The 17,533-nt window shown below is 58.0% G+C and carries 16 protein-coding genes and 2 tRNA genes; 8 read left to right on the top strand and 10 right to left on the bottom strand.

The window, feature by feature from the left end; translation table 11 throughout:
* Positions 1-60 precede the first annotated feature (60 nt).
* The 6 genes from ACR3EM_RS03055 to ACR3EM_RS03080 all read right to left on the bottom strand — a co-directional run bounded on the left by ACR3EM_RS03055 (position 61) and on the right by ACR3EM_RS03080 (position 4,868).
* Positions 61-135 (bottom strand) — tRNA-Glu (locus ACR3EM_RS03055).
* Between the two features lie 21 nt (positions 136-156).
* Positions 157-231, bottom strand: a tRNA-Glu gene (locus ACR3EM_RS03060).
* A 109-nt stretch (positions 232-340) separates the two neighbouring features.
* A complete protein-coding gene (recJ, locus tag ACR3EM_RS03065) occupies positions 341-2,083 on the bottom strand; it encodes a single-stranded-DNA-specific exonuclease RecJ (RefSeq protein ID WP_480469346.1) in 1,743 nt (580 codons plus the stop codon).
* A 90-nt stretch (positions 2,084-2,173) separates the two neighbouring features.
* The gene (gene glpX / locus ACR3EM_RS03070) at positions 2,174-3,157 is read right to left on the bottom strand and encodes a class II fructose-bisphosphatase (RefSeq protein WP_480469347.1); all 984 of its coding nucleotides are present in this window, start codon (positions 3,155-3,157) and stop codon (positions 2,174-2,176) included.
* Positions 3,158-3,226: 69 nt separating this feature from the next.
* Positions 3,227-4,513 carry a homoserine dehydrogenase gene (locus tag ACR3EM_RS03075; protein WP_480469348.1) on the bottom strand — a complete coding sequence of 429 codons (1,287 nt, stop codon included), beginning with the start codon at positions 4,511-4,513 and terminating at the stop codon, positions 3,227-3,229.
* 106 nt (positions 4,514-4,619) lie between these two features.
* Positions 4,620-4,868, bottom strand: a complete 249-nt coding sequence (locus ACR3EM_RS03080; protein WP_480469349.1) for a hypothetical protein — start codon at positions 4,866-4,868, stop codon at positions 4,620-4,622.
* 100 nt (positions 4,869-4,968) lie between these two features.
* On the opposite strand from ACR3EM_RS03080, the gene ACR3EM_RS03085 reads away from it, so the two are divergent.
* Positions 4,969-5,556: a TetR/AcrR family transcriptional regulator gene (locus ACR3EM_RS03085; protein WP_480469350.1), complete on the top strand. Its 588-nt coding sequence runs from the start codon at positions 4,969-4,971 to the stop codon at positions 5,554-5,556.
* Between the two features lie 2 nt (positions 5,557-5,558).
* Here the strand turns inward: ACR3EM_RS03085 and ACR3EM_RS03090 are convergent, their stop codons facing one another.
* Positions 5,559-6,470: a pirin family protein gene (locus ACR3EM_RS03090; RefSeq protein WP_480469351.1), complete on the bottom strand. Its 912-nt coding sequence runs from the start codon at positions 6,468-6,470 to the stop codon at positions 5,559-5,561.
* A 159-nt stretch (positions 6,471-6,629) separates the two neighbouring features.
* Between ACR3EM_RS03090 and ACR3EM_RS03095 the strand changes: the two genes are divergently transcribed.
* Positions 6,630-7,100: a hypothetical protein gene (locus ACR3EM_RS03095; RefSeq protein ID WP_480469352.1), complete on the top strand. Its 471-nt coding sequence runs from the start codon at positions 6,630-6,632 to the stop codon at positions 7,098-7,100.
* Between the two features lie 10 nt (positions 7,101-7,110).
* On the opposite strand, the gene ACR3EM_RS03100 is transcribed toward ACR3EM_RS03095, so the two are convergent.
* Genes ACR3EM_RS03100 through ACR3EM_RS03110 form a run of 3 tightly spaced genes read right to left on the bottom strand, consistent with a single transcriptional unit; the run spans position 7,111 to position 10,010 of the window.
* Complete coding sequence (locus ACR3EM_RS03100; RefSeq protein ID WP_480469353.1) at positions 7,111-7,737, bottom strand: TadE/TadG family type IV pilus assembly protein; 627 nt, start codon at positions 7,735-7,737, stop codon at positions 7,111-7,113.
* A gap of 3 nt (positions 7,738-7,740) precedes the next feature.
* Positions 7,741-8,271, bottom strand: a complete 531-nt coding sequence (locus tag ACR3EM_RS03105) for a TadE/TadG family type IV pilus assembly protein (RefSeq protein WP_480469354.1) — start codon at positions 8,269-8,271, stop codon at positions 7,741-7,743.
* The gene (locus tag ACR3EM_RS03110) at positions 8,271-10,010 is read right to left on the bottom strand and encodes a TadE/TadG family type IV pilus assembly protein (protein ID WP_480469355.1); all 1,740 of its coding nucleotides are present in this window, start codon (positions 10,008-10,010) and stop codon (positions 8,271-8,273) included. Before ACR3EM_RS03110 ends, ACR3EM_RS03105 begins: the two co-directional genes overlap by 1 nt.
* Before the next feature lie 296 nt (positions 10,011-10,306).
* Between ACR3EM_RS03110 and ACR3EM_RS03115 the strand changes: the two genes are divergently transcribed.
* The 6 genes from ACR3EM_RS03115 to ACR3EM_RS03140 all read left to right on the top strand — a co-directional run bounded on the left by ACR3EM_RS03115 (position 10,307) and on the right by ACR3EM_RS03140 (position 17,533).
* Positions 10,307-11,737 (top strand): Glu/Leu/Phe/Val family dehydrogenase, encoded by a 1,431-nt coding sequence (locus tag ACR3EM_RS03115; RefSeq protein ID WP_480469356.1) that lies wholly within the window; start codon positions 10,307-10,309, stop codon positions 11,735-11,737.
* 384 nt (positions 11,738-12,121) lie between these two features.
* Positions 12,122-13,375, top strand: coding sequence for a sarcosine oxidase subunit beta family protein (locus tag ACR3EM_RS03120; protein WP_480469357.1), 1,254 nt, complete (start codon positions 12,122-12,124; stop codon positions 13,373-13,375).
* A 55-nt stretch (positions 13,376-13,430) separates the two neighbouring features.
* Entirely contained in the window at positions 13,431-13,694 is a 264-nt protein-coding gene (locus ACR3EM_RS03125) for a sarcosine oxidase subunit delta (RefSeq protein ID WP_480469358.1), read from the top strand.
* The gene (locus ACR3EM_RS03130) at positions 13,691-16,624 is read left to right on the top strand and encodes a sarcosine oxidase subunit alpha family protein (protein WP_480469359.1); all 2,934 of its coding nucleotides are present in this window, start codon (positions 13,691-13,693) and stop codon (positions 16,622-16,624) included. The genes ACR3EM_RS03125 and ACR3EM_RS03130 overlap by 4 nt, the downstream gene beginning before the upstream one ends.
* Entirely contained in the window at positions 16,617-17,162 is a 546-nt protein-coding gene (locus ACR3EM_RS03135; protein WP_480469360.1) for a sarcosine oxidase subunit gamma, read from the top strand. Before ACR3EM_RS03130 ends, ACR3EM_RS03135 begins: the two co-directional genes overlap by 8 nt.
* Before the next feature lie 35 nt (positions 17,163-17,197).
* Positions 17,198-17,533, top strand: coding sequence for a hypothetical protein (locus tag ACR3EM_RS03140; RefSeq protein ID WP_480469361.1), 336 nt, complete (start codon positions 17,198-17,200; stop codon positions 17,531-17,533).

Genomic DNA, 17,533 nt, shown 5'->3' on the forward strand with positions numbered 1-17,533 from the left:
TTGCGCTTAAGCGTAGCCACAATCATTCAATCAGAGATCACGATGAGTGGATTGGAAAAATGGCAGCCCGTAGGGGAATCGAACCCCTCTTTCCAGGTTGAAAACCTGGCGTCCTAACCGATAGACGAACGGGCCACTTGGTCCAGACAAGCAAAGTGGCAGCCCGTAGGGGAATCGAACCCCTCTTTCCAGGTTGAAAACCTGGCGTCCTAACCGATAGACGAACGGGCCACGCTGGCTTGTGGAGGGCCTTTTACGGTTTACCTTCCCCCCCCGCAAGACGAAAAACGCAAGCCTGCGAAACTTTTTTGACCGTTTTCGAGGTGCGTTGAAGCAGGTGTCAGACGGCCTCTGCAGCGTCTTCCAGCCGCAGCTGTACGCTCTGTCGGCCACCCCAGGTATTCACCTCAAGCCGACCCGCAAAATGGAACCGAGCGCCGCCGTGATTGGACAGGCGATCTCCCAACGGACCCTCGAATGCGCCAAAGGCGATAGCGTCCAGTCCACCGGACATGCCATCGGACAGGGACAGTTTCAGATGTGTCTCACCTACGCGCTTGGCAAAGCGCACTTGCAAGTCGGGCAGGGCATATCGAGGGGCAGGGGCCGCAGCCCCGAATGGTCCTGCTTTTTCAATCTGTTCGATCAGATCAACTGTCGCGGCCCCCGGCATCAGCGCCCCGTCCAGTTTCAAGTCGGCTGGGCCACCTTGGCCCGCGCCCTGCTTGGCGAGAAGTTCCGACAGCCGCTCCATGGCAGGCTCCAGCTGATCGCGCATCACTGTCAGACCCGCCGCCATCTTGTGGCCGCCGCCCTTGACCAGCAGTCCCTCAGACGCCAGACGCTGGATCGACACGCCGAGGTCGACGCCCGAGACCGACCGGCCAGAGCCCTTGCCCTCATCCCCGTCAAATCCGATGACGATGGCGGGGCGTTTTGCGGTCTCTTTCAGTCGCGATGCGACGATGCCAACGACGCCGGGATGCCAACCGTCGCCCGCAGCCCAAACCAACGGCGCATCCAGCCCGCGCTCTTCGGCCTGCGTCATGGCTGCCGCGCGCACCGCGTTCTCGATTTCGCGCCGTTCGGTGTTCAGAGCATCCAGCCGCTCGGACAGGGCTTCGGCCTCGGAAACCGAGTCGGTGCTTAGCAAACGTGCGCCCAGATCGGCCTGCCCAATGCGCCCACCCGCATTCACACGCGGCCCCAGCAGAAACCCCAGGTGATAGCTATTGGGCGCGGTATCCATGCGCGCCACGTCCGACAGCGCGACCAGCCCCGGTCTTTGCCTCTGGGCCATAACTTTCAATCCCTGCCGGACCAATGCTCTATTGGCCTCGATCAGCGGCGCAACATCCGCCACCGTGGCCAGCGCCACCAGATCCAGCATCGCCATCAGATCCGGCCCTTTAGCCCCCGCCTCGCGCAATTGGCGCCCTGCTTCGACCAGCATCAGGAACACCACGGCAGCGGCGCAGAAATACCCCAGATCACCGCTTTCATCCTGCCGGTTCGGGTTCACCACGGCCACGCAATCCGGCAGTGTTTCTCCACCCAAATGGTGGTCCAGAACGATCACATCCGCGCCCTTCGCTGCCGCGATAGGTTCGTGGCTAAGCGTTCCGCAATCCACGCAGATGATCAGATCATGGCTGGCCGCTAGTTCCTGCATGGCAGGCACGTTTGGGCCATAACCTTCGTCGATCCGGTCGGGCACATAGAGCGTTGCAGCAATCCCCATCTGACGCAACCAAACCAGCAACAGCGCCGCTGAGCTGCCCCCGTCCACATCATAATCTGCGAAGACCGCGATCTTCTGGCGCTTGCGCACGGCTTCCAGAAACCGGGTCGCGGCGCGCTCCATGTCTTTCATCGAACGCGGATCAGGCAGCAATTCCTTCAGCTTGGGCTCCAGAAATCCAGAGGCTTCCATGGCCGGCACTCCGCGGCGGGCCAGAACCTGACATAGGGCACGCGGCAGATCAGTCTGTTGCGCCATCATCTCAGCCGACCGCTCGACCTCGATCGCCGGTCCAACCCAACGCCGTCCTGTCAACGATTGCTCAACACCCAGAAACGCCACGTCTCACCTCATGCACCAAGGCCGGACCCTATCGGACCCGGCCTTTGATCTTTTTACCAATACGCTCGACGAAGGCAGCGGCGCAAGTCGCTAAGCGTCGTTATGCGACCACATCGGCGTGCGGTAGGACATACGGCGCACCGAGCCCGTCTTGGACCGCATCAGCAGTGTTGTTGTCTCAACCCAGCCCGGCTCGCGCTTGATGCGCGGCAGCAGCGAGCCGCCGGTTACGCCGGTGGCGGCAAAGATCACATCGGCTGTCACCATCTCGTCGCGCGCGTACACGCGGTCCAGATCGGTGATGCCTGCCTTGGCGGCGCGGCCTCGCTCGTCATCGTTACGGAACAACAGGCGACCAAAGATCTGACCGCCCATGCATTTCAGCGCTGCAGCGGCCAGCACACCCTCAGGCGCGCCGCCTTGACCCATATACATATCGATGCCGGTCGCTTCGCTCTCGGCACAATGCATGACACCGGCCACGTCACCATCAGTGATCAGACGGATCGAGGCCCCTGTCTCGCGCACTTCGGCGATCATCGCCTCATGGCGTGGACGTTCAAGAATGCAAACAGTGATATCGGCGGGTTCACACCCCTTGGCCTTGGCCAGAGCTTCGACCCGCTCCCGTGGGGTCATGTCTAGATTGACCACGTTCTCAGGATAGCCGGGGCCAACCGCCAGCTTGTCCATATACACATCCGGTGCGTGCAACATCGAGCCGCGCGGGCCCATGGCGATGACGGTCAGCGCGTTGGGCATATCCTTGGCGGTCAGGGTGGTGCCTTCCAGCGGGTCCAGCGCGATATCCACGCCCGGGCCGTTGCCCGTGCCGACCTCTTCGCCGATATAGAGCATCGGCGCTTCGTCGCGTTCACCTTCGCCGATGACGACAACGCCCGCGATATCCAGCAGGTTCAACTGCTCGCGCATGGCGTTCACCGCAGCCTGATCGGCGGCTTTTTCATCACCCCGTCCAACCAGCGAGGCCGAGGCCAGCGCGGCCTGTTCCGCGACCCTTGCCAGCCCCAAAGACAGCAGGCGGTCGTTAAAATCGATCTTGGCAGCACTCATATTTTGGTATCCTCAGGTCAATAAAGCCGTAATGTCCGGCATAGCTTGCGTTTCATGCAGGCCGCAAGCTCAAACCTCTTCAATCCGCAGGGCAACAGGCTCGCCCGCGATGACATCGGTATCGCGCAAGCCCTCGAGCGCGACGTCCAGTGTTGTGCGGGTGGTCTTGTGCGTGACGATCAGTACGGGCGCGGTGCTTTCGGCATGACCATACTGGCGCATCCGGTCGATTGAGACACCGGCATCCCCCAAAATGGCGGCCACTTTGGCCAGCGCACCGGGTTTATCCAGCAGGCCCAGCCGCAGATAGTAGGGCGCGGGCAGCCCTGTGACGGCAGGCTTTGCCTCTTCCAGCGACGTGGCAGGCCGTCCGAATGTCGGGATATGCAGCCCGCGCGCCAGATCACAGACATCGCCCATCACGGCGCTGGCCGTTGGTCCTTCGCCTGCGCCAGGGCCACGTAGAATAATCTGTTCGACCGCATCACCATCCAGCACAACCATATTGGTGCCGCCTTCCAGTTGACCCAGCGGTGAGTCACTGGGAACTAGACAGGGCTGCATCCGTTGCTCCAGCCCCCGCGCGGTGCGTTGCGCTACGCCCAGCAGCTTGATCCGATAGCCCATGTCATCAGCCTGATCGATATCATCCAGGCTGATCTGCTGTATGCCTTCAATCTCGATTCCGTCGAAATTTGGCTTGGTGCCGAATGCAATCGATGACAGCAGCGCCAGTTTGTGCGCCGCGTCGATGCCGCCCACATCCAGATTTGGATCTGCTTCGAGATAGCCCAGCTGCGCACATTCCTCGAACAGCGCGTTATAGCCCAGTTGCTGCGACTGCATCCGCGTCAGGATGTAATTGCAGGTGCCGTTCATCACACCCATGACGCGCGTGATATCGTTCCCTGCCAATCCTTCGGTCAGAGATTTGATGACCGGGATGCCTCCTGCCACTGCGGCTTCAAACCGGATCACACGACCTGCAGCCTCGGCCTTCTCAGCAAGCTCCTGCCCGTGGATCGCCAGCAGCGCCTTGTTGGCTGTAACCACATCCTTGCCGCTGGCCAGCGCAGCCTCGACCGAGGCCTTGGCCGGGCCGTTTTCGCCGCCCATCAGTTCCACAAACACATCGATATCGTCGCGCTTGGCCAAAGCAACGGGATCGGTCTCCCATGCGTAGTCCGACAGGTTCACGCCACGATCCTTGCTGGCGTCACGGGCCGACACGGCGGTGATCTCAATGGGACGTCCGGTGCGCGCCTGTAGCAGGTCCGCATGGCGACGCACAATCTTGACTACGCCCACACCGACGGTTCCCAAACCCGCAATTCCAAGCCGCAGCGCCTGTGTCATTCCCTTGGGTCCTTTCGCTCGAAATTCCGCCGCTGGCGGGCCATCCTTTGCGCGCTGCCTTAGCGGGTTCAGGGCAGGGGTGCAATCCGTCAGAGCGTCTTGCGTGCTAGTTTATCTGGGCGTTTTGAAGGGCCTCGGCCCGTTTCGCCAGTGCCTCGCTGCGGGCAGTCAGGTCCTCTTCGACCTCGGCCGCCTCGTTGACCGGATCAACGGGCGCGCCCAATGTGGCATCCAAAGGAAGCAGCTTGGGGTAGGGGGACCTACGCAACGCTTCGGTTTCGCTGCCTTCCAGCTCGGGGATATCGGCACAGCCTGCGGCGGTGAGCAGCAGGAATATCAGTGGCAGAGGCTTCATGACGATCCAATGGGTTGCGGCATAGTCCCCGTGATGCACCTTTTGTCAGCGCTGTTCAAGCGGGCTTCTATCTGAACAAATGTTCAGATACTGTATTGCCATGGCGCGCACGCAAGGTTCACATTCTGACATCACCGGTCCCCGCATTCGCAAGGCAGCGTTGGGCCTGTTTGCCCGTCATGGTTATGCTGCCGTGTCCATGCGGCAGATCGCGGGTGAGGTTGGCGTGCAGGCCGGCGCGCTCTACAACTACACGCCAGACAAGCAAAGCCTGCTTTATCGCCTGATGCGAGAGCATATGCAGGACCTGCTGTCTGCCTATGACGATCTCACCCGGTTCGACGATCCACAGGATGCGCTGCGCCAGTTCGTAGGCTTCCACATCCGTTTCCATCTGGAGCGCCCGGATGAGGTTTTCATCGCCTATATGGAACTTCGCAACCTGACGCCTGGTAACTTCTCCGAGATTGAATCTTTGCGTCGCCAGTACGAGGATTCACTCGAGAGCATCTTGCAGCGTGGACATCAGACCGGGCAGTTTGCCGTCAGCGATACCAAGATCGCCACCTTGGCGGTCATTGCCATGTTGAACGGTGTGATCACCTGGTATCGCAGCGGCGGGCGGTTGTCTCTGGATGAGGTCGAACAGGTCTATTGGGACATGGTGCGCAAGGCCGTGTCCGCCTGACCCTAGTGGGCCGGGCGGATGAAGGTGCCGTTGCGCAGCTCTCGAAACGCCTGCTGCAACTCAGCCTGAGTGTTCATGACAATCGGACCGTGCCACGCCACGGGTTCGTTGATCGGAGCCCCCGAGATCAGCAGAAACCGCACGCCATTGGGACCGGCCTGAACTGTCACCTCATCGCCTGAGCCGAAGCGGATGAGTGTTCTGTCCCCGGACATATCGCGGATATTGACCTCTTGCCCCGCGATCTCCTTTTCCAGCAATACACCAGTCGGTTGCGACGCATCGGCAAAAGCGGCCTCACCTTCGAACACATAGGCGAAGGCACGGCGATACGTGTCGATGCGAAAGGTCTTCCTCACACCTGCCGGTATGCTGACGTCCAGATATTGCGGATCGGCTGCGATCCCGTCGACCGGGCCGGTGCGCCCCCAGAACTCGCCCACGATCACGCGCACAATGGTGCCATCATCGTCAGTGATTTCGGGAATATCGCGGCTTTGAACATCCTGATAGCGCGGCGCGGTCATCTTCTGATCCGATGGCAGATTGCCCCACAACTGGAACCCGTGCATCTGACCGCTGGCCGCGCCTTTCGGCATCTCCTGATGCAGAATGCCCGATCCGGCGGTCATCCATTGCACGTCACCCGCCCCCAGCGTTCCGCTGTTGCCCAGCGAGTCACTGTGATCGACGGTTCCTGACAAAACATAGGTGATCGTCTCGATCCCGCGATGTGGATGCCACGGGAAACCGGCCATGTAGTCCCGAGGGTGTTCGTTCCGGAAATCGTCAAACAGCAGAAACGGGTCCAGCTCCGACGGATCCTGAAATCCAAACGCCCGGTGCAGTTTAACGCCTGCGCCTTCCATCGTCGGCACGGCCTTGCGGGTTTCCACAGTAGGTCTGAGTGACATCGAAGCCTCCATCATAACTGGACGCAATCTAAGCCGGGGGCCTGTGCAATCAATTCGCGCAGATACACGCGCTCTGTGCAGGGGTGCTCAGACCCAAGACGGAGCACTGTCCTTTGCCCTTCAAAGCGGCTAAAGCAGGCAAGAACGCAGGAGAGACACATGCAAGAAGACGTGCTGGCCACGGTCGCGGCCTCGGCCCCGCGCCGCTGGATGGGGGTAGGGATGCTGACCACGGTAGGAGCGCTGGTGATCTATGTCGCACTGGCCACGCCGCCTCAACTGGGCTGGCAGGTATTCCTGCTTTTGGTCGGATCAGCTTCATTCTGGCTGTCTCGCCGCATGTGGGTTGCAACCGCAGATACAATCGAACTGACCCGATCATCACTGCGAACGGGATCAGGGCAGGTGATATGCAATCTGGATGAGATCGAAGCGGTCGACCGTGGCGTCTTTGCCTTCAAACCATCGAACGGTTTTCTGATCAAAACCCGCAACTCGGGGGCAAACGCCTGGGCCCCCGGTCTCTGGTGGCGCCTGGGCCGCCGCGTCGGCATCGGCGGCATGACAGCCGCCGCCGAAACCAAGTTCATGTCAGAGATGCTGACAGCGATGCTAGTAGAGCAGGGTTAACCCGCTCTGCTCATGCTCCGCTACCCTCTTGCGCGTCATCAATGTCGTTACCGACATCTTCAAGGTCAATAATCAGGGTTCTGAAGTCGGCCGAGATTTCATTTGTGAAACGCGGACGAGTGAATATGAAATTATCGAAAGAAATATCTTTCACCAGGATTTCGTTAAAGATTGGCACATATTCATTCGAGGTCTCGACCAGGATCAAAGTGTCTCGGTTTGGCATCGGAGGTAGCGCTGCGCGTATGTCTTCGACATTGTCGTCCGTCCATATCCAACTGTAACCGCGCGCAGTCGACCACTGTACGTAGTGGCGATCATCGTCCTCATCAAAGACCAGCAGGGAAACACGCATAGACATTGGTGATCCATTGTTCACCATGCGTATCATCAATTCGTAAAGCGAGTTAATATAAGTATCGTTGATGGTCTCGGTTTCGCGCGAGATGAGGTCGCCGATCGTGTAGGCGGCCTTCAAGTTGGATGCGCTTTGGCGAAATCCCTCAAACCAAGTGTAAGTGGCCGTGGCAGTCCAGAGCAGCATTGGGAAAATCAGGACAGCATCAACTGTCATTGTCCCCACTTCATTCCGCTTGAAAAGCCTAAAGCTCTTTAGGAGTTTCTTTATCTGTTTCATGACTTAGATCGGCTCCTGAACAAATGCGGTGGTGGCCGTCAGAGAGTATTGCCCCGTCCCATCCGGTATCTTTTTGCCAATCGCAGAGGTTGGAAAAACCGGATCAATCCGCGCACAGGCTCGTAAGATCATCAACTCGTTCGATTGGCCATTGACGAAGTTTCTTACTGGCCTGATCTCTTCGGAATTGTCCGTGCAATCCGGTTGCGCGTCGAGGACGATGCCCTCAAATGCGCTTTGCTGGATCATCTCAAGGCGCAGATTCACCGAGCAGTTTTTGATGAAATGGGCGCGATCACAGATAACATCCTTGATGTCATCATGCTCTCTTATGGTTCCCGTTCCCAGTCGAATGTCACGAACGGTCAAGTCGACCGCTCTTTCAAGCATAGATTGATGCATCGTGACAAGTGCCAGTTCCACAGCCGACAAGATGAAGAACATGAAAGCGGGAAATATCAATACGAACTCGATCGTCGCCGTACCATTTTCCGAACGGCGAAAGCGCCGTGCAAGAGAAGCCAATTTACCCATCATTGTGTCAGTCTCAGTTTGCGGATTGACGAGGCGATCGATGCGAACGCGTCTTCGAGGTCCAACCCTTTTACATTGTACACGTGGCTATCCGAGCTCGCGCAATCCTGCAGCAATTTGTAACCACTGCGCGGAGCTTCGAATGCGATGCCATAAACGACGATTCCTTGGTCCTTGGCAGAGTTACAGATGTGTTTTGTGCGCTGGTTTTTTGCAGAGGTTTCCACCTTCGAGAAAGCCTTGCTGTACCACTCGGCCCACGCGCTGGATTGCCAGTAGTAGTTATACCGGGCGTTCCAAGCCAGCGAAACGCGATTGAAGAGTTCTGGGTAGGTTAGACGCACTGCCTCGCCGGGCTCTTCATTGGCCGCGGTCTCAGGGTCGGGTGTGCCATAGGGGTGATCCGCCCATTCGTTGCGCTGAGGCCAAAAGAAGTTTGGTTTACCCTGAGAATGATAGATGGTGTAGTCGCCTTCGACGGTGTTACTCCGGCCCCAGTTGGTAAGGTTCCCAGAATCCGGATTGTACCAGACATCCGAATATCCTTGGCGAAGCGAGGGGTTCAACATGTATTGATCGGTGTTCTTGCCATCAGTCATGACAATAGCGATTTTCAACACATCCGAGTTATAGTTTGTCGGGCGTTCGCGGAAGTTCGTCGGAACAATATTTAAGGGCGCAAATTGAGGATCTGGATCGGTTTGTGTCGCTAGTATTCCTACAATGTCGCGCATGCTGGGATCCAGTAAGGCGACACCCCATTTCATGCCAATATCGATAGATGTATTTCCGTTCGGGCTCAATTGGCTGATATGCTTCAACAATTTAGCCCGATTATTGGTGACGGGAGTAATGGCACTACCCGCGCGAACCGGACAGACCGGTATACTGATCCCGTTCTCGGAATAAGTGAACGGATCGAAATGTGCTGTACGTTCGAGCGTGTCACCACGGTGTAAATCTGCATCGCTGTACTGTTCAGGAATGAAGTTCACGCAATGGGAGTAGTTATGCTCATTGGTGACGTTCGTGAACTTGTTCAACAGCTCTTCGCCAGCATTCACCTGGGTTGCGTAGGGGATGATTGAAATCGAAATTTCGTTCTGCCCTGGCTTATCCAGCATTAGGTTCACAAAGTCAGACGCAGCGTCTCTTAGGACCGCCATTTTCGAAAAACTGGGGTCAGCAGACCGTTCGCTCATCGATCCGGAAATATCCAAGATAAGGGAAATCTCGACTGCGCCGATAGATTCTTCCGCGGTGCTTGCAGCCGGCGCAATCATGGATTCAATGCCAGAAAGGCGCATGAAGTTTGTCCGCACAACTGTTTCTGCAGTCGCCGACACCGTGCGCGAGCCAAAGCTCTCTGTAACATCGATAGATTTGAGCCTGTCGCCAAGACCTGCCTTGTCGAGATAAGCTTCTACCACATCTCGCGGTGCTGCGGTTTGGTCGAGGTCCGCGGCCGCGAGAACAGCGCGGTCAAGCGTCGATTGCAGCGTTGCGCGGTCTCGCTCATAGTTCATCATGTCCACGCCAATACCTGTAGCAGCGAGCATCGCGAGGAAAACAAACACTACAAAAAGGGTAAACGCGCCCTCCTCATTTTTGGCGAATTGCCGGAGGGTCGTAAATTTGTTCTTTGGCTTGGCAGAGCCAAAACTAGTTAGATTCTTCTTCATATTGGTGACTCCGCTGAGCAGGCCGATAAAGCCCCCAAGGAAAAAATTACTGTACAACTTTAGTGTTCAAACGTGGCGGGAATTGGGCGAAAAGGGCTTGCTTTTGGCCGGTTTGCGGGCATTTCGAAGATAATCCGGCGGTTGCGCGTGGCTCTGTTGTCGCCCTGTGGACAATTTGGTTCAGAGACGGCTTGAGAGCGACTCAGATCGTTCTGATTTACGCAGACTTAATGAATTGTTCAAAAGTAGACTTAATGAATTGATCAAAAAATGTGCAGATGGCGATTGCGGCTTAGCGCCAGTGATGCGACAAAACGTCATGACGTTTGCCAGTTACCGGTACGGAGGATTATATGACCGGCATCAAAGAACCCAGCTTTCGTGAGAGTGTTGACCTGATGTTCAATAGGGCCGCGTCCCTGATGGATTTGCCGCCGGGTTTGGAAGAAAAGATACGGGTCTGTAACGCCACCTATACCGTGCGGTTTGGTGTTCGCCTTCGCGGTAAGATCCAGACCTTCACCGGATACCGCTCGGTCCATTCGGAGCACATGGAGCCGGTAAAAGGCGGAATCCGTTATGCGCTGGCTGTGAACCAGGATGAGGTTGAGGCGCTTGCCGCGCTGATGACTTATAAATGTGCGTTGGTTGAAACACCGTTTGGCGGCTCGAAAGGCGGATTGTGCATTGATCCGCGTCAGTATGAAGAACACGAGCTGGAGCAGATCACCCGCCGTTTCGCCTATGAACTGGCCAAGCGTGACCTGATCAACCCGTCTCAGAACGTGCCTGCCCCGGATATGGGAACGGGTGAGCGTGAGATGGCCTGGATGGCTGACCAGTATGCGCGGATGAACACTACAGATATCAACGCGCGGGCCTGTGTGACCGGCAAACCGTTGAATGCGGGCGGCATCTCGGGGCGGGTCGAAGCGACCGGTCGTGGCGTTCAGTATGCGTTGCGTGAATTCTTCCGTCATCCCGAAGACGCCAAGAAAGCCGGGTTGTCCGGGAAACTGGATGGCAAGCGCGTGATCGTGCAGGGTCTGGGGAACGTGGGTTATCACGCGGCTAAGTTCCTGAGCGAAGAGGACGGTGCGCGGATTATCGGCATCATCGAGTGGGATGGGGCACTGTTCAATCCCGATGGCATCGATGTCGAAGCGGTGCGCCAGTGGATCGTCAAGCATGGAGGCGTCAAGGACTATCCGGACGCAACACATACCGCAGAAGGTGCGGCTGTTCTGGAAGAGGATTGCGATATCCTTATTCCGGCGGCTCTGGAGGGCGTGATCAACCTGACGAATGCCGAGCGCATCAAGGCTCCGCTGATCATCGAGGCCGCGAATGGCCCCGTGACGGCAGGTGCGGACGAGATCCTGCGCAAAAAAGGCACCGTCATTATTCCTGACATGTACGCAAACGCCGGGGGTGTTACTGTATCCTATTTCGAATGGGTCAAGAACCTCAGCCATATCCGGTTCGGACGCATGCAGCGCCGTCAGGAAGAAGCGCGGCATGAGCTTATTGTCAGCGAATTGGAACGGCTGGATCGCTATCTGGGTGATGCATGGTCGATGTCGCCGGACTTCAAAGCCAAGTACCTCAAGGGTGCGGATGAGCTGGAGCTGGTTCGTTCGGGCCTCGATGACACGATGCGGATTGCCTATCAGTCGATGAGTGAGGTTTGGCACAGCCGCGCGGATGTCGAAGATCTGCGGACGGCCGCATATATCGTTGCGATCGACCGCGTTTCGAAGAGCTATCGCGCCAAAGGGCTCTGAGCCCAGCGTTCTTAAGAAATATGCCGGACCAGCTTTGTTGGTCCGGTTATTGTTGCCGGATGACATCCACGACAATTGAATAACGACCCCGATGCCTTTGATGGTTTCATTTAGGGTGCCTTCACTGGTGCCGGGTTTGATGGCGCGCTGACGTTGGAAGACGTCAATGGGCGTAAGATCAGCCAGCTAAGATATGATACGGCTGCAGATTGCAGCCGCTGCATTTCGGCTTCGGCATTGAAGAGGCCCCCGATATCGCATTTCGCCCAGGTTTCGTCGCCCACAGACAAGTCCATGTCGAAAACGGGGGCGGCGCGCTCTGGAGGCGTTGATACTGCTGGTCAGAGTTGGTTTGATGCCGACCAGAACCGCAGGGAGGTCTGAATGCGTTTTTCCGGCTTGAGAGTTCTCAAGGAAGGGTTGACCGGCAACAAGGGTTGGACGCCGCATTGGCGCGACCCTGAGCCGAAGGCCGAATATGACATCGTTATCATAGGCGGCGGCGGTCATGGTCTTAGCACGGCTTATTACCTGGCCAAAGAGCACGGCTTAACCAATGTAGCTGTACTGGAAAAAGGTTATATCGGCGGTGGCAATGTGGGGCGAAACACGACGATCGTCCGGGCGAACTATTTCCTGCAGGGTAATTCCGAGTTCTATTCGCATTCCCTGAAGCTGTGGGAGCGTCTGGAGGAAGACCTGAACTACAACGTCATGCATTCTCAGCGTGGGATCATCAATCTGTTCCACTCGGATGGGCAGCGCGATGCAGCGGCGCGACGTGGGAACATGATGATCAGTCAGGGCGACGACGCGATCCTGTTGAGCCGCGACGAGTTGCGCGAAATGGTGCCCTATCTGAATTTCGACGATCTGCGCTTTCCTCTTTATGGGGCGCTCTATCACCCGCGCGGGGGAACGGCGCGCCATGATGCGGTCGCGTGGGGGTATGCGCGCGGCGCGGATCAGCGTGGTGTTGACCTGATTCAGAACTGCGAAGTGACCGGGGTTGATATCGAAAACGGTACTGTGCGCGGCGTGCAGACCACCCGCGGGCCGATCCGCGCGAAGAAAGTGGCGATGGTCGCAGCAGGCCGGTCGGGACAGGTGGCGGCGATGGCCGGGATGCGGCTACCGATAGAGAGTCATGTTTTGCAGGCCTTTGTGACCGAAGGGCTCAAGCCCTGCATTGATCATGTCGTGACCTTTGGCATGGGGCATTTCTATATCAGCCAGTCCGATAAGGGCGGGCTGGTCTTTGGCGGTGATCTGGATTTCTACGCCTCTTACGCGGCGCGGGGTAATTTGCCGACCGTTGAAAGTGTGATGGAGGCCGGGGTTGCCCTGATGCCGATGATTGGTAAGGCGCGCGTGCTGCGGTCCTGGGGCGGTATCATGGATATGTCGCCCGACGGCTCTCCGATCATTGATCGGACGGATATCGACGGGCTCTATCTGAACTGCGGCTGGAACTACGGCGGGTTCAAGGCGGTTCCGGGCTCGGGCAATGTATTTGCGCATCTGATCGCGACGGATCGGTATCATGAGAACGCCACCGGTTTCCAGCTCGATCGCTTCCGCACCGGGCGCGGGATCATTGATGAAGAGGGCAAGGGCTCTCAACACAATCTGCATTGAGGGTGGCGATGTCGGATTTGAGTATTTCTGAAAAGATGAAGCAGGGGGCGTGGTCATGAGGATCGCATGTCCGTATTGCGGTGAGCGGGATCGTCGCGAGTTCTATTACCGCGGAGCTGCTGTCGATCTGGAACGTCCGACCCCGGATGCCGGTGAGGCCGCTTGGGATGATTTCGTTTATCTGCGAGACAATCCGGCGGGTCCAACCCGAGAGCTTTGGTATCACGAAGGTGGCTGCGGCGCGTGGATCGTCGTCACCCGCGATACGACCACCCATGAGATGTTGGGAGCGCAATTGGCGTCCGAGGTGAATACATGAGGATCGCGGGCAAGGGGCTGATTGATCGTACGCAAACGGTGCCGTTTGTTTTTGATGGCGTCGGTTATGAGGGGTTTCAGGGCGACACGCTGGCCTCGGCCTTGTTGGCCAATGGCGTCCGCCTCATGGGGCGGTCGTTCAAGTACCACCGCCCGCGCGGTGTTCTGACGGCGGGGAGCGAGGAACCCAACGCCTTGGTGACAGTCGGACAGGGCGCAGCGCAAGAGCCCAATGTGCGCGCCACCATGCAGGAGATCTATCCCGGGCTCGACGCGCGCAGCCAGAACCGTTGGCCCAGCCTTGGTTTCGATGTCATGGCGGTCAACGATCTGGCGGCTCCGTTTCTGGGGGCGGGGTTTTACTACAAGACCTTCATGTGGCCGAAGAGCTTTTGGGAAAAGCTGTATGAACCCGTCATCCGCCGCGCGGCGGGGCTTGGTGCATTATCTGGTGAGGATAATGTCGACAAGTACGAAAGCGCCTATGCCTTCTGTGATCTGCTTGTCATTGGTGCGGGGCCCGCCGGATTGATGGCCGCCTTGACCGCTGCGCGTGCCGGGGCGGATGTCATTCTTGCGGATGAGAACGCGCGAATGGGCGGACGGCTGCTGGCTGAGACCTATGAAGTCGATGACAAGCCGGGTCATGACTGGGCGGGTGAGGTTCTGGCCGAACTCAGCAGCATGGATAATGTGCGCCTGATGACCCGCACCACGGTTGCGGGGGCGTACGATCAGGGCACCTTTGCGGCGTTGGAGAAAGTGCTGCACCACACAGATCGCCGCCCGAACGGCGCTCCGCTGGAGACCTATTGGCGGATCGTGGCAAAACGCTCGGTTCTGGCCGCAGGCGCGTTGGAGCGTCCGGTGGCGTTCCGCGACAATGACCGCCCAGGGATCATGACTGCCGGAGCGGTGCGGGCCTATCTGAACCGCTGGGGTGTCAGCCCGGGAAAGAACGTGACGATCTTTGGCAATACCGACGACATTCATCGTACGGCACGCGACTTGCTACAGGCCGGTGTCCACGTGGCCGCCGTGATCGACAGCCGCCACGATGCGCCCTTATCGGATGACTATGAGGTGCTGCGTGGCGCGCAGGTCTGTGGCAGTTCAGGCCGCAAAGGTCTGGAATCGATCACCGTCCGACGAGCCAGTGGCGAAGATCGCATCCATACGGATTGTCTGGCGATGACCGGAGGATGGAACCCCTCGGTACATCTGACCTGCCACATGAATAGTCGTCCAACATGGAAGCGCGAGATTGAAGGCTTTATGCCAACACCGGGGGCAGTGCCGGGCATGGTGACTGCGGGGGCGTGCAATGGCTCGTTCTCGACTGCGGCCTGCCTGCGCGAAGGCGTTGAGGCGGCTGAAGGCCTACTTGGTGATCTGGGTTTCAAAGTGCCCAAGATCACTTTGCCGCAGGCCGAGGATACGCCTTACGAGATCGCTCAGCTCTGGGCCGTACCCGGCAAAGGGCGCGCGTGGCTGGATTTCCAGAACGATGTGACAGTGAAAGACGTCAATCAGGCGGCGACTGAGAACTTCCGGTCGGTCGAGCATATGAAGCGTTACACCACGCAAGGCATGGCGACGGATCAGGGCAAGAACTCGAACGTGGCGGCGCTGGCCATTTTGGCCGATGCAACCGGGCGCGGGATACCCGAGACCGGGACCACGACGTTCCGCCCGCCCTATTCTCCGATTGCCATCGCGGCGCTGGGCGCAGGGGCCGAAGGTGAAGGGTTCAAACCGCAGCGCTTTACAACCTCGCACAAGACGACCGTGGCGCGGAAGGCCCCTCTGATCGAGGCTGGGCTTTGGTATCGGCCCAGCTATTTCCCGAAAGATGGAGAAACCAATTGGCGGCAATCCTGCGACCGCGAGGTCAATATGGTGCGTCAGGCAGTTGGGGTGTGCGATGTGTCGACCCTCGGCAAGATCGACATACAGGGGCCGGATGCGGGCGCGTTTCTGGATTTTGTCTATACGAATATGTTCTCGACCCTGAAAGTCGGTCGTGCGCGCTATGGTCTGATGCTGCGCGAAGACGGGTTTGTCATGGATGACGGCACCACTGCGCGGCTGGGCGAGACGCACTATCTGATGACCACCACCACCGCTGCGGCGGGCGAGGTGATGAAACATCTGGAGTTCGTACATCAGGGTCTGCGGCCCGATCTGGATGTGTCGTTCACTTCCGTTACCGAGCAATGGGCGCAGTTCGCGGTGGCCGGACCGAATTCGCGCGAGTTGTTGAACGGGCTACTGGATGAACCACTCGATGATGAAAACTGGCCATTCATGGCTTGCGGCCCGGTCTCGGTTCTGGGCGTTCAGGGGCGTTTGTTCCGCATCTCGTTCTCGGGCGAGCATGCCTATGAGATCGCCGTGCCTGCACGCTATGGAACGAGCCTATTCGACATTCTGACGGAACGGGCCGAGGCGCTGGGCGGCGGTCTGTACGGGATAGAGGCTCTGAACGTTCTTCGGATTGAAAAGGGCTTTATCACGCATGCCGAGATCCACGGGCGAACGACTGCCTATGACATCGGCATGGGCCGGATGGTGTCGCAGAAGAAAGACTGTATCGGCAAAACCATGTCTGAACGTGCCGGTCTGGAAGAGCCGGGTCGCGAGCGGTTGGTCGGTTTGAAGCCGATCGGTGAAAGCAGGGAACTGCTGGCCGGAGCGCATCTTTACAACGAAGAGGTTGAGCCGGTGCGTGCGAATGACCAAGGATATCTAACCTCGGTCTGTTACTCTCCTACGCTGGAGACGATGTTGGGCTTGGGCTTTCTTGCGGATGGGCCCGAGAGGTATGGGGAAATCGTGAAAATGGTCGATCATCTGCGCGGTGTTACGACTCTGTGCGAAGTGGTGAACCCGGTCTTCTTTGACCCTGAAGGAGGACGCGTCCGTGGATAAGCTGATCGCCAAAACGCCTTGCGACGGGATGCTGCCTCTGACTGTTGGCACGGTCACGCTCAGCGAAGAAGAAGCGGGGGCGATCCATTCGATCTCGCCTTTCATGGGAAAGCAAAAGGCGCTGTCGGAAGCTCTGAAAGCAGCACATGGGATGACCTACCCATCGGCCAACCGCGCAACGGGTAAAGCGGGTGCGCGAGCAATCTGGTTCGGCCCGGCGCATGCGATGCTGATGGGACCTGTACCTGACGCGATCTTGACCAAGAACGCAGCTATCGTGGACCAATCAGATGCCTGGGTTGTGGTCCGATTAGAGGGCGCTGACGTCGAAGACGTACTGGCGCGCGTGGTGCCAGTCGATCTGCGCGGCACACAATTCAAGCGTGGGCACACTGCGAGGACCTTGCTGTTTCATATGACCGCATCGATCACGCGCGTTGGAGAGAACGCGTTTCAGATCATGGTCTTCCGATCCATGGCCGAGACACTGGTTCACGATTTGAAAAGGGCGATGGAAGGCGTCGCCGCGCGCGGGTAGTCTATTTGGAACTCAACTGATTCCGGAGACGCGCGATGTTTCGCCCCTTGCTCGCCATTTTGCTTCTGTCGACCCCTGCGTTTGCACAGGAAACAAAGGAGGAAAGCTGCGGCCATCAGGCCGATGTGGTCCGTGCGATTCAGCAGGCCCGGCTAGATCGTGTCAAGGAAGCCGACGTTGCGGGTACAATCGCATCCAGCAATCCGACGTGGCCGTCTAATTTCAATGCTGCGATTCCCCAACTGACCTCGTGGGTTTACGAACAAAAGAGGCGGGATCTACGCAAAAAAGACTTCGGTGAAATTCTTTACCAGCAATGTGTGGATAACTGGGATCAGATTCAGGCCCTAAAAAACAATCTCAATAACTGA

Source organism: Ruegeria sp. AH3 (assembly GCF_056536265.1).

Bases quoted from the DNA above. Each gene is read 5' to 3' on its own strand.
- glpX (WP_480469347.1), bottom strand. From the start codon at position 3,157: ATGAGTGCTGCCAAGATCGATTTTAACGACCGCCTGCTGTCTTTGGGG.
- ACR3EM_RS03075 (WP_480469348.1), bottom strand. From the start codon at position 4,513: ATGACACAGGCGCTGCGGCTTGGAATTGCGGGTTTGGGAACCGTCGGT.
- ACR3EM_RS03080 (WP_480469349.1), bottom strand. From the start codon at position 4,868: ATGAAGCCTCTGCCACTGATATTCCTGCTGCTCACCGCCGCAGGCTGT.
- ACR3EM_RS03085 (WP_480469350.1), top strand. From the start codon at position 4,969: ATGGCGCGCACGCAAGGTTCACATTCTGACATCACCGGTCCCCGCATT.
- ACR3EM_RS03090 (WP_480469351.1), bottom strand. From the start codon at position 6,470: ATGTCACTCAGACCTACTGTGGAAACCCGCAAGGCCGTGCCGACGATG.
- ACR3EM_RS03095 (WP_480469352.1), top strand. From the start codon at position 6,630: ATGCAAGAAGACGTGCTGGCCACGGTCGCGGCCTCGGCCCCGCGCCGC.
- ACR3EM_RS03100 (WP_480469353.1), bottom strand. From the start codon at position 7,737: ATGAAACAGATAAAGAAACTCCTAAAGAGCTTTAGGCTTTTCAAGCGG.
- ACR3EM_RS03105 (WP_480469354.1), bottom strand. From the start codon at position 8,271: ATGGGTAAATTGGCTTCTCTTGCACGGCGCTTTCGCCGTTCGGAAAAT.
- ACR3EM_RS03115 (WP_480469356.1), top strand. From the start codon at position 10,307: ATGACCGGCATCAAAGAACCCAGCTTTCGTGAGAGTGTTGACCTGATG.
- ACR3EM_RS03120 (WP_480469357.1), top strand. From the start codon at position 12,122: ATGCGTTTTTCCGGCTTGAGAGTTCTCAAGGAAGGGTTGACCGGCAAC.
- ACR3EM_RS03125 (WP_480469358.1), top strand. From the start codon at position 13,431: ATGAGGATCGCATGTCCGTATTGCGGTGAGCGGGATCGTCGCGAGTTC.
- ACR3EM_RS03130 (WP_480469359.1), top strand. From the start codon at position 13,691: ATGAGGATCGCGGGCAAGGGGCTGATTGATCGTACGCAAACGGTGCCG.
- ACR3EM_RS03140 (WP_480469361.1), top strand. From the start codon at position 17,198: ATGTTTCGCCCCTTGCTCGCCATTTTGCTTCTGTCGACCCCTGCGTTT.